Source organism: Niastella koreensis GR20-10 (genome assembly GCF_000246855.1).
GTDB classification, from domain to species: domain Bacteria; phylum Bacteroidota; class Bacteroidia; order Chitinophagales; family Chitinophagaceae; genus Niastella; species Niastella koreensis.
Window position 1 is genome coordinate 5,286,908 of sequence record NC_016609.1, and the last position, 13,839, is coordinate 5,300,746.

The window sequence follows — 13,839 nt, forward strand, 5'->3', positions numbered from 1 at the left end:
GTAATTCTTCGTAAAGCGCTTTAATTAATCAGGTCATTTGCTTTCAGATAATCGAAGATGAGTCTATCAACTTCCGAGATCCTGTTCATATCGGCATACGTTAGCCAGGCCATTTCTTCTATTTCAGATCGGGGAGATAATTGTCCGGAGTAGGAAGCCGTATAACAGGTCATTTTAACCATCACGCCCTCTGTGTGGCCATGCGCCTGGGCTTCAAAAATGCCAAATTTTGCCAGGGTAGCTTTGTCTAGGTCAACGTTCAGCTCTTCTTTTATTTCGCGCAGCAGGGCCTGTTCATCGGTTTCGCCGGTTTCGCGTTTGCCGCCAGGAATGTAAAATTTATCTTTTCCAAACGACCTGGTAGAAAGCACCATTTTGTTATCGATTGCGATCCAGGCCAGTTTATCGATTATTCTCATACAGGATGGTTTAATTATTCCTGTAAGTTCGCCTATTTTCAGGATTTAATCAGGCTTAGTTACTTTATGTGTATCGTTTTTTTGGGTCACAGTATTTGTTTCTACATCAACGGTAAGTTCATATTTTATAACTTTCTCATCTTCTCCAGGCTGTTTTCCGTAGACAGAAACGAATACATCAAAAACATTTGGCATGTCAGTGATGACAACCAGAAAAAGCAGTCCATCATACTCATCAATGTTCCACAATTTCATTTTATCAGCAATATAAGGCTCCTTTTTTACCAGTGCTTTTGCCTTTGCCTGCAAATGCAGGATGGCAGCAACCTCATCATTATATTTTTTTTCCCAGTCACTGCCAAACCGCTTTTCCAATATGTTAGACACCTTTTTATTCTCTCTCGCCACACTGTCTTTCAATTCTTTCGTAACACTGCAATCGGCAACGCGATAATTTATAAAACCATATTTGGGCGATACAACATGTTCGACCAGCTCACTTTGCAGTTCAAGCATTCCATAAGTGAGCATTCTAAGGGTAGTATCAGTCTTATTCATTTGCGCGCTACAAAAGAGGGAGGAAACAGCAAGCAGGAATGTCATTAGGGATCGGATCATTGGGCGAATTTGCGACAAGATGCAACAAATTTCAATTTCCTGCAACAGCAAGCCTCCTCCGCCAGGACTTCGGCGCCGAAAAAGAATCCCCTTTCGCTACCGAAAGGGGATTGAAATTAACCTGTGAGCCTTAACCAAATTTTTTGCCTATAATTTTTTTCCGTATTCCAGCAACATAAACGTTCCGGGAATAATAGCGGGCCGTGGTTTTGGATTGGCTGCCGTAGGCGCCGGTGTATCGCCTAATTGTGCGGTAACGGTATACAGGTGTTCGGTTTTACTGTCAAATGCCAGGGTTTTTGCGCCCCGCGCGGTTACGATGGTATCCACTACTTCAAATTTATCGGGCGCCAGTTCTTTTACGATGGTTATGGTTCCCTCCCCATTTGAACAGGCAATCAATTTAGCCTGCTCGTTGAAAATAGCACCATCTGTGAGTTTACCAATTGGCAAACGGGCAATCTCTTTGCCATTATCGGCATCCATCACCATCATCAACTGACTCTTGCGGCAGGTACTGAACAAGCGATGTGTTTCCTTATCATAGGCCAATCCGGTTGGTTGCTCCCCGGGTGTTAAAGTGAAGCGCTTTTTAATGACCAGCGTTTTGCTGTTAAAAACTATAATTTCATTGGTATCTTCCAGGTTCACATAAATGGTACCGGCGCCGTCAGACACGCCAGCCTCGGGGTTGCCACCCACGCTAAAACTTTTAATTACTTTATTTGTCAGCGCATCGATCACTGTTATCGTCTTTGCATCGTTATTGAAAATAAATACCCGGTTGGAGAATTTATCGTACAACAACGCGTCGGGATCTTCATCAGTGGCGATCTGCGCCAGGGGTTGCAGGGTTTTAATATCAAACACGGTTACATTGTTCGCTTTTCCATTGGTGATAAAACCTTTTCCCAGCGACTGAACAGCACAAATGCCATGCACGCCTTTTGTGGGAATAGTTCCAATCTTTTCGTGGGTATCTGCATTCAGCACTTCTACCTGGTTGTTGTGCGAAACGTATAAACGCCTGTCTTCCACACTTACCGAAACATAATCCCAGCCGCCTTCCCCGCCGATCACTGTTTTCTTCAGTAATTCAATGCCGGTGGTATGGGTTTGCGCAAACCCGCAAAGTTGGCGGGATACAACAAGCAGGATCGTAAAAAGGGTGCGTTTCATTGGTTGTGTTTTATATAGATCATTGTTATTTCTGGATGGAATAAAGCGCTGCTGTATGTGCCGGCGTTGTTTCACAACTCAGCAACAGCCTGGTGGGCGATACATAATCAAGCCCTTCTGTTTGCCATTCATCCGATGAACGGCCAATAGTAATCCTGAGGGATGAATCGGCGAAAAAATGTTCGCCGGGATAGTTGCTAAAAAACCAGATGAAGGAATTGTCTTTCTGACTCATATAGCCAAGCAAGGCCAGCTCACCCGTTGCCTTATTATAGGCGGCATCGGTAATTCTTCCGCTGACATCAAAACCCGAAACAGGCGACACCGCATACGTGCCCGGATTTTTGGGCAACATATAACAACGCGTCTTCAGATCGCCCCTGTCTTTTGTAAAGACATATAAATTATTTCCTACTGCTACCATTGCTTCACAATCGAAATTGGTGTTACTGTTGTAAGAAAAACTCGTTTGGTCTGTGTAAGAAAATGTAATGGAATCGGCCTGTACACTTACCTGCGCAGGCGCTGATGCCAGATCGGCTTTTTTTATCCGCAGGATCTTAAGATCAGTCCTGTTGCCATCATTATTTCCCATATCGCCGATATAGAGATACAACGAATCGGCTGCCATAGATTCCCAGTCAATATTGGGATAATTGGCAATCGTAACTGTTTGTAAGATGGCGCCTGTGGCCGAATCGATCTTATAGATGGCATTGGGATTTCCACTGTCGCCAAAACTCCAGAGGTTTCCATCGGTATAACAAAGCCCTGAGGATTCCTGCAACTGGATGGGCAAGGTATGTTTCAGCACAACAGACAATTTATCAGCCGAAGTATCAGTTACAGCCGGCTTATCGGGTACAGCTGTTGCCGGGTGCGCATTTTTATTACAGGAGATAACAATAGACAATAGGCAATAGGCAATTGGCAAATTTCTCCGAATGTTCAACAGCCCTATAATTCTTTGCCTGGTAGTTTTATTGCTCATTGTCGATTGTCTATTGATTATTGTCTATTGCCTATTGTCAATTGTCTATTGATTAATGTTGATTTCCTGAACCATCAGCCTGGTAGCAACCGATATCTTTCCCGGCTTTCACCGCTGCCGTTGCACCAAAGTTGGCATCGATGGGGACGTTTGCCGGAATAGTAAAACCGGTATAACCTTTGCCCAACGCTGGTGAAGTGGCTTTCAAATGAAAATCGAAACCATCAACAGAAGCCTGGGTTTGAAAATTCATGTTTGGCAAAGGATAATTAACAAACTGGGGGTTGTTCAAGCCTACCAGTGCCGTACCGTTGTATTGCGCACCGAAAGTATAACTGGCGCCCAGGAATGTTTTCATATCGGGCATATCAGTTGATTGCGGATGCGTTACTACCGCCTGTGCAACGTTTGTTGGAACGATCTGACCAGCCTGCGCTGCATTGTCAACATAATTCCAGTTGTAGCCATATGCTGTCATTGGAATAAAATCTCCATTATGCGGGCCGGTGGTATCTGCCAGGTATACTTTAGCAGTTACGTCATTTCCGCCAGCTATTCTTGGGCCAAACTGGCAATCCACCATCAGGTTGTTATATGCCAGCGCTCTTGAGTTGTTCTCCACCTCAATTGAACCGCCACGTGCACCAAACGTTTTTACGTTTCTGTAACCCATGTTCACATAAGTATTGTTGAACATCGCGATCATACACTGTCTGCCGGTGCTGCCATCATTTGCTGATTTGGTACCGTTGGTGGCGCCGCCAATGATCAGGTTGTAAGCCATCACCCCTTGTGTACCACCTTTGGCATTCATACCATCGCCACCGGTAGCACCGCATTTTTCCGTGGTATTGCGCACCATAAAGATGTCGCCGCCATAAAAACGGATGGCGTCATCGGGCGTACCATAGATCCAGCTGTCTTCCATGATCAATTTTCCGCTGTAGTTACCGAAGTAAATGGCATATTTATCACCTACTGCAGGGCCGGCAAAAGGAATGGTTTGCAAACCGGCGCCGGTGAAATCAAGATGCGTCCATTTAAGCACCAGTAACGGACAGGTAGGTCCGCACCAGATACCACCCCAGCCACCTGCATACGCAGAATCGGTAGAGGCAGTTGAAGTACCGGTTGTCTTTGTTCTGGAAGGATCGGTAATAGTGATCGGAGCGTCCTTTGTTCCCAGGGTAACCATGGTACCATTTACAAAGAAACAAGCGCCATTTTTAACCTGCACCGTTACCCCTTTTTGGATCAACAGGGTGTCACCCGCATTCACCGTTACGTTCCCGGTAACGATGTAGGTAAGACCTGTTTTCATCGTTCCTTTAATAGCACCGGAGAGCGGAGCGCTGTTGTCTACCTGCTGCCCTACCTGGATCTGGGCCGTTGACACTTTGGTGTCATTTTTTGAACAGGCTGAGAATGCCAATGCAAGTACCAAACTGCAACCTGCAATTGTTACATGTTTCATTTGTTGGAATTTATATTTTAGAATTTAAATCTGAATCCTATTGAATAGGAAGCATAGTACCGGTCGTATTGAACGGTCATATAGTCGGTGCTTTCCTGGAACGGTAATTGGGTTTTGGTATGATAAGCATTGTTATGCTGCTTTATAACCAACCTGAATGGGGTATTCAACAGGTTATTTGCTTTTACATACAGGATATAATGCTTGCCAAACTGGTGTTGGGCCGAAAAGTCGAGATTGGTGGTGGGTTTTTCCCAGTTGTCGAAACCTTTGTATTGAGAAAGGGTGTTGATCCTTTCACCGGTATACACCAACGCCAGCTGCGCGTCGGTTTTATTTTTCGCGCTTTTATATAATAAGGAGAAATTACCGATGTGTGCGCTTTGACCCTGCAATGGCCGGCGATCGGGCACATTGGTAAACTTAGTGGTATTGTCTGGCGTCAGGTACACATACAACTTGGTGGCATTGATCACCGAGTTGGTGAAGGTATAATTACCCGATACGCCAAAGTTGCCAAAGTACTTTCTGAAAACCAGTTCTACCCCAAAGTTGTTGGCAGTGCCGAAGTTTTGTGGTGATAGGATGGGTGTAGCGCCATAGTTACCACTGGTGGTTGAATAAGGGGCAAATGCATACTCAATAGGATTGTTGATGAGTTTGTAAAATGCGCCGATCATAAACTGGTCGAGCCCCTTGGGAAATAACTCATAACGAACATCGAAATTATCAATCACCGTATGCTTGATGTATGGATTGCCTTCTACCAAATACGTATCGTTGGAACCGCTTTTGTCAGGGAATGGGATCAGGTCGGCAAAGGCCGGTCGGAAGATAGACCTGAAGTAAGAAAAGCGAATGTCTTTGATTTTACTGAAAGCATATTTACCCTGTACGCTGGGCAGGAAATCCATAAAGTTGATATCGGCCGATTTTCCGGGCAACGCATCGTTCAGCGATGACATATAATTCTGATGCGTATTCTCAACCCGTAAACCACCTATTAATTCAAACCGGCTGGTGAGCTGATATTTCAACATGCCATAGGCTGCATATACATTTTCATACGCATGATAGATACCCGGGTTCTGCGAAGCATTACCCAACGCACCATTGGCGGGAATGAACTGGAATTTAGAATCAGGAATAGAGATGAATTTCTGGTAAACAGAGTCCTTATCGTTTACAGGTGTCAGGATGTACGAATTGTCGAAGTTGTCTCTTTCTTTATGCCGGTACATGCCGCCAAAACTGATCAACTCCGTTTTACCGGAGATGTTTGCCTTGTAATGGAAATTCAAATACCCGGCCAGGTCTTTATCGGTGTTATGGATCCACTCGCGCGATTCATCTTCAGTTTGCAGGGTCCCTAAAGTATAGGTACCCGTGCCGGCATTGGGCGTTACTTTTTGCCCTACAGAAAACTCGGCAATATCCGGAACCTCCCTTTTAGCCAAAGCAGCGGTCAACGACCAATCGGTGGTCAACCCTTCCAATAATGCATTGCTGCCCTGGAGCGTAATGTTATTGATGGATTGCAGGTCGCTGCGCGTTTCGGTTTTGGTATGGATGGCATAGGGCCCTATGAAATCATTAGGGAGTGTATAGCCGCCCAACAACGTATCGCTGGTTATCCGCACCCTTCTTTCGTTCAACTGCAGGTGCGTGGCAAAAAGACTGATGGAGTTATTTTTATTAAAGGCATAATCAACTTTGGCTTCAACACCTGAGCGGTCGACGCGGGAATTGTACTCCCGGTAAAAATCATCAGAAACAGCTGGCTGCTGGGCTATATGATCATTAGGCGCCGGTGGAACCGTAGCGCTTTGCTGTAAGATCTGCGAATTACTTCCCCGGTAAGTATTTTGATAACTGCCGGCTATTATAACACCGAGTTTATTATGCAGGAACCGGTTGCCCAGCGTAAGGTTTACGTTTTTATTTATTGGCGGTTTTGACGCATCTGTCACCAGGTTATTATAGGGGAACGCCCCTACCGGTGCATACACGCCGGGCCCTGACAGCTCAATTGGCGATTTACTATTTACACCTGCCTTTTTAAATGAATGAAAATCCCGGTTCAAAAAAAGCTGGCTGTAGCCTGTACCCACATTCCCCTCTGCAATAAAATGACTGGGCGCACTCCGCATCACCAGGTTCATTACGCCACCGGTAGCATCGCCTTCCAGGTCGGGCGTGAGTGATTTGATAACTTCTATCCGGTCTAACAGGTCGGCGGGAAATATATCCAGGGGCACATATCGGTTGCGGTTATCCGGACTCGGGATCTTGATGCCATTTACCAGTGTGGTGTTATATCTTTTATCCATCCCGCGAATGATGGCATGCTGGCCGTCACCGGTACTGCTGCGTTCAATTGACATGCCCGAGATACGCTGCATCACATTGGCAACGGTAATATCGGGTGAAATGGCAATGGTTTTGGATGAAACGATATTGACAATATTATTTGCAAACTGTTCTCTCTTCTGGGCATATTGGTCTGTACTACCGTCCTTTGCTGCGGACTTGGTAACCTCCGACAAGGTTACACCCTGTGGGAAAAGATATATATTAAACTCGCGCACCTCTGCTCCGGCAATTACAATGGTGGTGTCTACTTCGGCATAGCCTACATATGATATTTTCAATTCGTAGGTACCGTTCTCAAGGCCCTTGAATGTAAAGCCTCCATCCAGGGAAGTAACTACTTTTTTTAATTCATGTTTGATCACTACGTTGGCGCCAATCAATTGCTCTTTGGTGAGTCCATCATACACATGGCCTTTGATAGTACCCGCAAACACTGCGGTAGCAGTAAATAAAAATGAAACAACAGCAATTAGTTTCCGGTAATGTGCGCAATTGGTCATCGCTATTTTTTGATTGTGCTGCAAAAATACAGGGACAACAACAGCCTGTGTTACCGGCTTTTACGAATTAATGCTTTCATTACGTTTCCTTAATTGTAAAGTAAAAGTATCCTCAGAAAAAAATCAGAATCACCAATTCAATACGAAGGAGTGCAAACCATTGGCGAATAAATAATTGATGTCAATCAGGGAAACCCGGGCAATCTGTTTTACAATGGACAATCCCAGCCCATTATGGTTGCTGTTCAATGATTGTTTATAGAACCGGGAGAAAAGGCGTTTCTGGTCTAAAGCACCGGCATACCCGGTATTACTGATAACTAATTTTGTCCCTTCCAATTTGATAAAAATATGCCCATACGGAATGTTGTGGTTACTGGCGTTGCTCAATAAATTGTTCAGCAGAATATCCAATAACTCGGGGTTTATAAACACCGTCACCTCTTCCAGTTCCCAGGCGGCATTTATATGCTGGCTTTCCCACAGCTCAGTAAACTGATCCAGCTTTTCTTCAATCTTCGATTTCAGGTTTATTACCTGCGTGGCTTCAAACTGGTGGTTCTCAATTTTTGCCAGCAGCAATAACGACTGGTTTAACCGGGTCAGTTTTTTAACTGCGGTAAAAGCGCTCCGGGCAAGCTCACTTTGTTTTTGGGAAAGGTCTTCTTCCTGGATGATCATATCCAGTTTAGACCTGATAATTGATAAGGGTGTTTGTATTTCGTGGGAGGCGTTCTCGGTGAACTCCCGTAACAACAGGTAATCGTGTTCGGCTTTTTCAGTGGCCATCAACAGGCTTTCATTCATAAAAGCGAACTCGTTGATGGTTGTTTTGGGGAAAATGGGTGTACCGGTTTTGCCCAGTTTAAAATTCCGCATCACATCCAGCGACTGATAAAAAGGTTTCCAAAGCCGCTTTAATAAAAACCTGTTTATTACAATCGCGATCAGGATGGTTATTAAAATGGTAAGTACCGAAATGGTTAATAAAGTATGCGAAAGATGCCGCATGCCTTCCAATGGTTTGGCTACTGTTACCCGGTACCAGCTGTCATTAAACTTCAGCGGGAAAGCCATCTTCCTGAAGTTGTGCAATTTCTTTTCGCGGTTACTATACAGCATCACCGTTCCAAACTCTTTGGCAGGTATGCTTTTTCCTGCCGGGTAGAAATTTATCTGTTCTTCATCAAGCGCATATAACCGGGGCAGCGTATGGTACTCGTTTACATACTCCTTTATTTTATCTTCAATACCACCCAGGTCGCCATCTATTTCCCGCAGCAGGATTATTTTGATAAAGAAGTACAACGTAAGACTGGAAACAAAAAAAATAACCACCATTACCAACACGTTGATCAGCGAGTAGCGGGTTAATAATTTCATGGCTGTTCGTTTACGGTGAACTTATAACCCATGCCATACACTACCTTGATATTGTCGGCACAACCTGCCGACACGAGTTTTTTACGGAGATTTTTCAGGTGAGTATAAATAAAATCGTGGTTATCATTCAAATCAATTTGTTCGCCCCACAAATGCTCCACAATGGCCTCTTTGGTTACTACCTTATTTATGTTACTGGCAAAATACACCAGTAGTTCGTATTCCTTACGGGTGAGATCAATATCTCCTTTTACGCCTTTTACTATTTTATCCTGGAGATGGATCACCAGGTCGCCGGCCATTATTTTATTTTTACCGTCAAAAGATTTACGGCGAATGATGGCGTTGATGCGGGCAGAAAGCTCCGGTAAATGAAAGGGTTTGCTTAAATAATCATCCGCCCCCAGGTTTAGCCCTTCCAGTTTATCATTTAATGAATTTTTCGCCGAGATGATCAGCACTCCGTCTACCTTGCCCATTTCTTTTAATTCACTCAGGATCTGTAAGCCGTTTCCCATCTGTCCATTGGTCATTGGCAATGATATGTCCAACAAAATGCAATCGTAATTTTTTGTCTGGATCCGCTCCATGGCATCGTTAAAATTATAAGCGGGTTCACAAATGAAATTATCCTTTTTAAGATAGGCACAGATGCTCCTGGATAATTCCATCTGATCTTCAATAACCAATAGTTTCATGCAAAATATTTAAACGGGAAGCGCTCGGGTTATAGCAGGGAGGCCACCCTTAAAAGAAATGGGCAATCCTGTAGAAATTCTGAAGCCAGCCACTCAATTTACCCTCCCCTGTTCTTCGGCCGCTCCGCCGGTATTGTGATTACGTTTCCTGTTATTGGTATCTTTCCCAAAACGATAAGAAAAAGCGATCCCAATTCTGCGTGTATCTGTTTCAACTCTGCGTTGGGAAAGTATTTCTGCGGTTGTAATATGATCGCGTCTGATCATACCCTGAAAGATATCATTGACGCTTAGCTTTAGTGTCCCTTTTTCTTTCAGGATCATTTTCTGTATGCCGCCATTCAATGTCAGAAACGGGTCGGTTTTCGTTTGCCCCTGTAAATGACTGCTGGCATACAGCCCGCTTAGTTCTGCACTCCATTTTTTCGACAGGCGAAGCTCGTTGCTTATCTCCAGTTCACCGGAATTGATACTATTATTCACAATTTGATCATCTGCCATTCCTTTATTGATCAAATGAAATACAATAAGCTTTGCATTCACATGCCAGTCTTTCACTACATCGGCCGAGAACCAGGAAACAATATTGAATGAATAATTAATGCCAAAATTATCAGGGCGGGTCACAAACACATCGCCAACAGGTTGTACTATAGACTGAATAAGGTTGTTGACCTTCAGGTAAGCCAGTTCAACCCCGAAAATACTTTTATAATCATATTTCAATTCAACGGCATATAAATTTTGAGGTCTCAATCCCGGATTCCCTGTTGTATAGGAGTACCGGTCATTATAAAAAAGAAAGGGATTTAATTGCTGGTAACTTGGCCGGCGGATCCTGGTAGTGTAACTGATGGTGAAAGTGTGACGACCCGATGTATCGGCTTTCCAGGAAAAATAAAACGAAGGGAAAAAATTGGTGTAATTTCTTTTAAAAGCCGAATCGGCAATAACCATATTGCCGGGCTGTTGGCCATGCATTCGTGTATTCTCCATTCTCAATCCCCCTTTGATAGCCCAGTGTTTCCATTCTTTAGCTGCGCTTATATACAGCGCATTGATATTTTCTTTATACATGAAATGATCTGAGCGGCCATAATCGGGTAAATAATTGCTTCCCGCTTTTTCAAACCAGCTGTTATTATAATCGGTACTTACCCAGGAAGATTTATATCCTGCTTCAAGACTAACATTACCTTTCAGGGGCAGGTTGTAGTCTGTTTTGGCCGACCAGATATTGATATCTGCAGGCAACCGGTACATAATATCATTGGCGCTGCTGAGACTCCCATCTACCTGGTACACGTTGGTTAACAAATACTGACTGCCATTTACATGGATGTTCACATAATCAAGATCGCCGGTGATCGATGCGCCCTTTTTGTTTATCCGGTGCAGCAGGTTAAGATTAACGCCGCTGCTGTACCATTGGTAATCACCAGCGGTGTGACCGAGCGCTGTAGAATCTGGCTTTTGACCGGTGCTTACCTGGTCACTGTTATAATTCAGTTGATCTGACCTGGGTCTGATGCCACCCGTTAATAAAATACCGAGGGTAGTTTTGCCAGAAACATAATAATCTATACCTGCCCGCAAATTATACCCATTAGAAAAATAATTATAATTTTTGTTGAGCAAAGTGGTTGAACCAGTAGAATAATTCCGCCGGCCGTTTTCTGTAGTATACCCTGCGTCTCTTGAATAACTAAGATTACTAAATACATTCACCTTCTTATGCCGGTAATTGATGTTCAGGGCATCGTTGCTTCTGGCATATGCGCCCTGGTTATAACCAATACTTATGTTTCCATTAAAACCCGGGGTCTTGTTCTTCTTCAGTTGAATGTTTATAACAGCACTACCCGATGCATCGTAGCGGGCAGGTGGATTGCTTATCAGTTCAATCTTATCAATAATTCCCGCAGGCAGGGAGCGCAAATACGCCGCCAGGTCCTGCGCTGATAGATACGTAGGTTTATCATCGATGAGCACCAGCACCCCACCCTTTCCATTCAATTGAATATTGCCATCAATGTCAACAAATACCCCCGGGCTTTTTGATAATACCTCCAGGGCATTACTGCCGGCAGCTGTTATCATCCCATCTACGTTTACTATTATTCGATCTACCTTATGTTTAATTAGTGGCATTTTAGCCGTAACTGTTACTTCTTTTAAAGCCTTGCTTGTGTCTTTAACCTGAGCGTTGCCCGTATTGGTCAGCACAAATAAAAGAATCATTGTTAGAATTGGAATAAGGGATTTCATGCTATTTGTTTTTACAAATTTTATTTGCGGCATGCATCCCATAAAATTGTTGTGTCGAATACTGGTAAAACCGGGTTGAATAACGTCCATTCCGGGCTTAAAAATTCATCACCCGTTTTTGCCTGTCCAAACCAGATTTCCCGGTGTCCAACATTTCATAACCGGGTTTGCAAAAACAATCGCGATCTTTATGATATGCGTATTGCGTCCCGAAAAATTGTAAGCGAAGCCCTGGTCATCCACGCCATTTTTAGTATGGGTGTAGTAATGCTGGTAATAACGGGCATGTATTATTACTACCATTTTATTCTGCAAAAAATCGGTTTAACCACTTTTGCTTGTCTTTTCTTCCTGGTCTGTATTTACACCGGCAGAGCGCTTTGCGTACAATTCTATCTGCGCAATAAACCGTTTCATTTCAGCCTGTATACAGTTTTGGCATTAATGGCGATCATCATTACCTGGCCGTTGGTTGCAAAAAAGATCTTTGATTCGCCCGGAGACATAATAGAATTTTCCGTTACTACCCTGCCCTTCCTTATTATAGGCCTTGTAATGGGTATTTTTATAAAGCTGATCCGGGCCTCCATTCAAAAACAAATCCAGGAAGCCCGGATAACCGCCGAACAAAAACAAAGCGAATTAGACCTGCTGCAATCCCAATTGAGCCCGCATTTTCTGTTTAATACCCTGAACAATATCTATGGCATTTCAATAACCCAACACGAACGGGTACCTGCCCTGTTATTAAAACTAAGCAGCCTGTTGCGTTATTCAGTGTACGATACCAAAAAACTGTTTGTACCTGTAACGGAAGAACTGGAATATATTAATAATTATATCAGCTTTGAAAAGCTGAGATTAAGCGACCGGCTGGTGTTACAAACCGGGATAGAAACTATAAAAGACCCGGCCATCATGATTGCGCCTATGATCCTGATCGTGTTTATCGAAAACGCCTTTAAACATGCCCGGAACACCCTGGATGAAAAAATCTATATTGAGATAGACCTGACTGTTACCGGTAATTTTATTGTATTTTCAGTTAGGAACTCATACAATGAATTAAAACATGAAAACAGCATCAGCCAGGCCAGTTCCGGCCTTGGGCTTCCCAACACCATCAGGCGGCTCAACCTGTTGTATGAGGAAAATTATAAACTCGATCAGTTTATCGCAGACAATATGTACATTGTTCAACTTCGCTTAAAAACTAAATAACAGGTATGTTTAACTGTCTTGTCGTAGACGACGAACCTATTGCGCGGGATATAATAATAAATTACTGCAGCCATTTGCCCCAGCTGCGGGTACTGGGCAGTTGCGGCAATGTGTTTGAAGCAAAGGACATCCTGTTGCAAAACCCCATCGATATCCTGTTCCTGGACGTACACATGCCGGTACTGGATGGCATCAGCTTTTTACGCACCCTAAAAAACCGGCCGCAGGTAATTTTTATCACGGCTTATAAGGAATACGCAGTGGACGCTTTTGAACTCGCCGCCTGCGATTACCTGGTAAAACCATTCTCACTCGAAAGGTTCATTATGGCAGTTGACAAGGCCACCGAAAAACCAAAGACGACCTCTAACCCGGTAAACGAAAACAGGCCCATCACACCCAATGACTATTTCTTTATAAAAGCCGATGGTAAAATTTACAAACTCTTATACAACGACATTCTGTTTGCAGAAGCAAAAGGAAACTATACCAAAATAGTCTGTACCGATCAAATCCTGCTGCCCAACATGTCCTTCTCGGCGTTTGAGTCCCTGCTGCCAGCAGAGCTGTTCATTAGGGTACACCGCTCATTCATCATCAACAAATCGAAGATTGATCATATAACGGGTAATACTGTAGAAATTCTGAAAATACAGATACCCATTGGAGTGAATTATAAAGAACCTTTTTTGAAAGCATTAGGATTATAACAACT

11 protein-coding genes are annotated in these 13,839 nt (G+C 43.7%); 2 read left to right on the forward strand and 9 right to left on the reverse strand.

Annotated elements, in window-relative coordinates:
- Positions 1–20 precede the first annotated feature (20 nt).
- From NIAKO_RS20680 to NIAKO_RS20720, 9 genes are all read right to left on the reverse strand, one after another.
- On the reverse strand, positions 21–419 hold the full coding sequence (locus tag NIAKO_RS20680; RefSeq protein WP_014220399.1) for an NUDIX hydrolase: 399 nt from the start codon (positions 417–419) through the stop codon (positions 21–23).
- Between the two features lie 45 nt (positions 420–464).
- Positions 465–1,037 carry an FEKKY domain-containing protein gene (locus NIAKO_RS20685; RefSeq protein WP_014220400.1) on the reverse strand — a complete coding sequence of 191 codons (573 nt, stop codon included), beginning with the start codon at positions 1,035–1,037 and terminating at the stop codon, positions 465–467.
- A 147-nt stretch (positions 1,038–1,184) separates the two neighbouring features.
- Positions 1,185–2,216: a YncE family protein gene (locus tag NIAKO_RS20690; RefSeq protein ID WP_014220401.1), complete on the reverse strand. Its 1,032-nt coding sequence runs from the start codon at positions 2,214–2,216 to the stop codon at positions 1,185–1,187.
- A 25-nt stretch (positions 2,217–2,241) separates the two neighbouring features.
- Entirely contained in the window at positions 2,242–3,207 is a 966-nt protein-coding gene (locus tag NIAKO_RS20695; RefSeq protein ID WP_014220402.1) for an NHL repeat-containing protein, read from the reverse strand.
- A 52-nt stretch (positions 3,208–3,259) separates the two neighbouring features.
- Positions 3,260–4,681 carry a hypothetical protein gene (locus NIAKO_RS20700; RefSeq protein WP_014220403.1) on the reverse strand — a complete coding sequence of 474 codons (1,422 nt, stop codon included), beginning with the start codon at positions 4,679–4,681 and terminating at the stop codon, positions 3,260–3,262.
- A gap of 17 nt (positions 4,682–4,698) precedes the next feature.
- The gene (locus NIAKO_RS20705) at positions 4,699–7,554 is read right to left on the reverse strand and encodes a TonB-dependent receptor (RefSeq protein WP_014220404.1); all 2,856 of its coding nucleotides are present in this window, start codon (positions 7,552–7,554) and stop codon (positions 4,699–4,701) included.
- A gap of 129 nt (positions 7,555–7,683) precedes the next feature.
- Positions 7,684–8,937, reverse strand: a complete 1,254-nt coding sequence (locus tag NIAKO_RS20710) for a sensor histidine kinase (RefSeq protein ID WP_014220405.1) — start codon at positions 8,935–8,937, stop codon at positions 7,684–7,686.
- On the reverse strand, positions 8,934–9,635 hold the full coding sequence (locus NIAKO_RS20715) for a response regulator transcription factor (RefSeq protein ID WP_014220406.1): 702 nt from the start codon (positions 9,633–9,635) through the stop codon (positions 8,934–8,936). The genes NIAKO_RS20710 and NIAKO_RS20715 overlap by 4 nt, the downstream gene beginning before the upstream one ends.
- Positions 9,636–9,728: 93 nt before the next feature.
- Positions 9,729–11,903: an outer membrane beta-barrel protein gene (locus NIAKO_RS20720; RefSeq protein WP_165761241.1), complete on the reverse strand. Its 2,175-nt coding sequence runs from the start codon at positions 11,901–11,903 to the stop codon at positions 9,729–9,731.
- Between the two features lie 195 nt (positions 11,904–12,098).
- Between NIAKO_RS20720 and NIAKO_RS20725 the strand changes: the two genes are divergently transcribed.
- The gene (locus tag NIAKO_RS20725; RefSeq protein ID WP_014220408.1) at positions 12,099–13,124 is read left to right on the forward strand and encodes a sensor histidine kinase; all 1,026 of its coding nucleotides are present in this window, start codon (positions 12,099–12,101) and stop codon (positions 13,122–13,124) included.
- A 5-nt stretch (positions 13,125–13,129) separates the two neighbouring features.
- Positions 13,130–13,834: a LytR/AlgR family response regulator transcription factor gene (locus NIAKO_RS20730; protein WP_014220409.1), complete on the forward strand. Its 705-nt coding sequence runs from the start codon at positions 13,130–13,132 to the stop codon at positions 13,832–13,834.
- The last annotated feature ends 5 nt before the right edge of the window (positions 13,835–13,839 follow it).

Coding starts and splice junctions, on each gene's coding strand:
- NIAKO_RS20685 (WP_014220400.1), bottom strand. CDS start 1,037: ATGATCCGATCCCTAATGACATTCCTGCTTGCTGTTTCCTCCCTCTTT.
- NIAKO_RS20680 (WP_014220399.1), bottom strand. CDS start 419: ATGAGAATAATCGATAAACTGGCCTGGATCGCAATCGATAACAAAATG.
- NIAKO_RS20700 (WP_014220403.1), bottom strand. CDS start 4,681: ATGAAACATGTAACAATTGCAGGTTGCAGTTTGGTACTTGCATTGGCA.
- NIAKO_RS20725 (WP_014220408.1), top strand. CDS start 12,099: ATGCGTATTGCGTCCCGAAAAATTGTAAGCGAAGCCCTGGTCATCCAC.
- NIAKO_RS20720 (WP_165761241.1), bottom strand. CDS start 11,903: ATGAAATCCCTTATTCCAATTCTAACAATGATTCTTTTATTTGTGCTG.
- NIAKO_RS20730 (WP_014220409.1), top strand. CDS start 13,130: ATGTTTAACTGTCTTGTCGTAGACGACGAACCTATTGCGCGGGATATA.
- NIAKO_RS20705 (WP_014220404.1), bottom strand. CDS start 7,554: ATGACCAATTGCGCACATTACCGGAAACTAATTGCTGTTGTTTCATTT.
- NIAKO_RS20715 (WP_014220406.1), bottom strand. CDS start 9,635: ATGAAACTATTGGTTATTGAAGATCAGATGGAATTATCCAGGAGCATC.
- NIAKO_RS20710 (WP_014220405.1), bottom strand. CDS start 8,937: ATGAAATTATTAACCCGCTACTCGCTGATCAACGTGTTGGTAATGGTG.
- NIAKO_RS20690 (WP_014220401.1), bottom strand. CDS start 2,216: ATGAAACGCACCCTTTTTACGATCCTGCTTGTTGTATCCCGCCAACTT.
- NIAKO_RS20695 (WP_014220402.1), bottom strand. CDS start 3,207: ATGAGCAATAAAACTACCAGGCAAAGAATTATAGGGCTGTTGAACATT.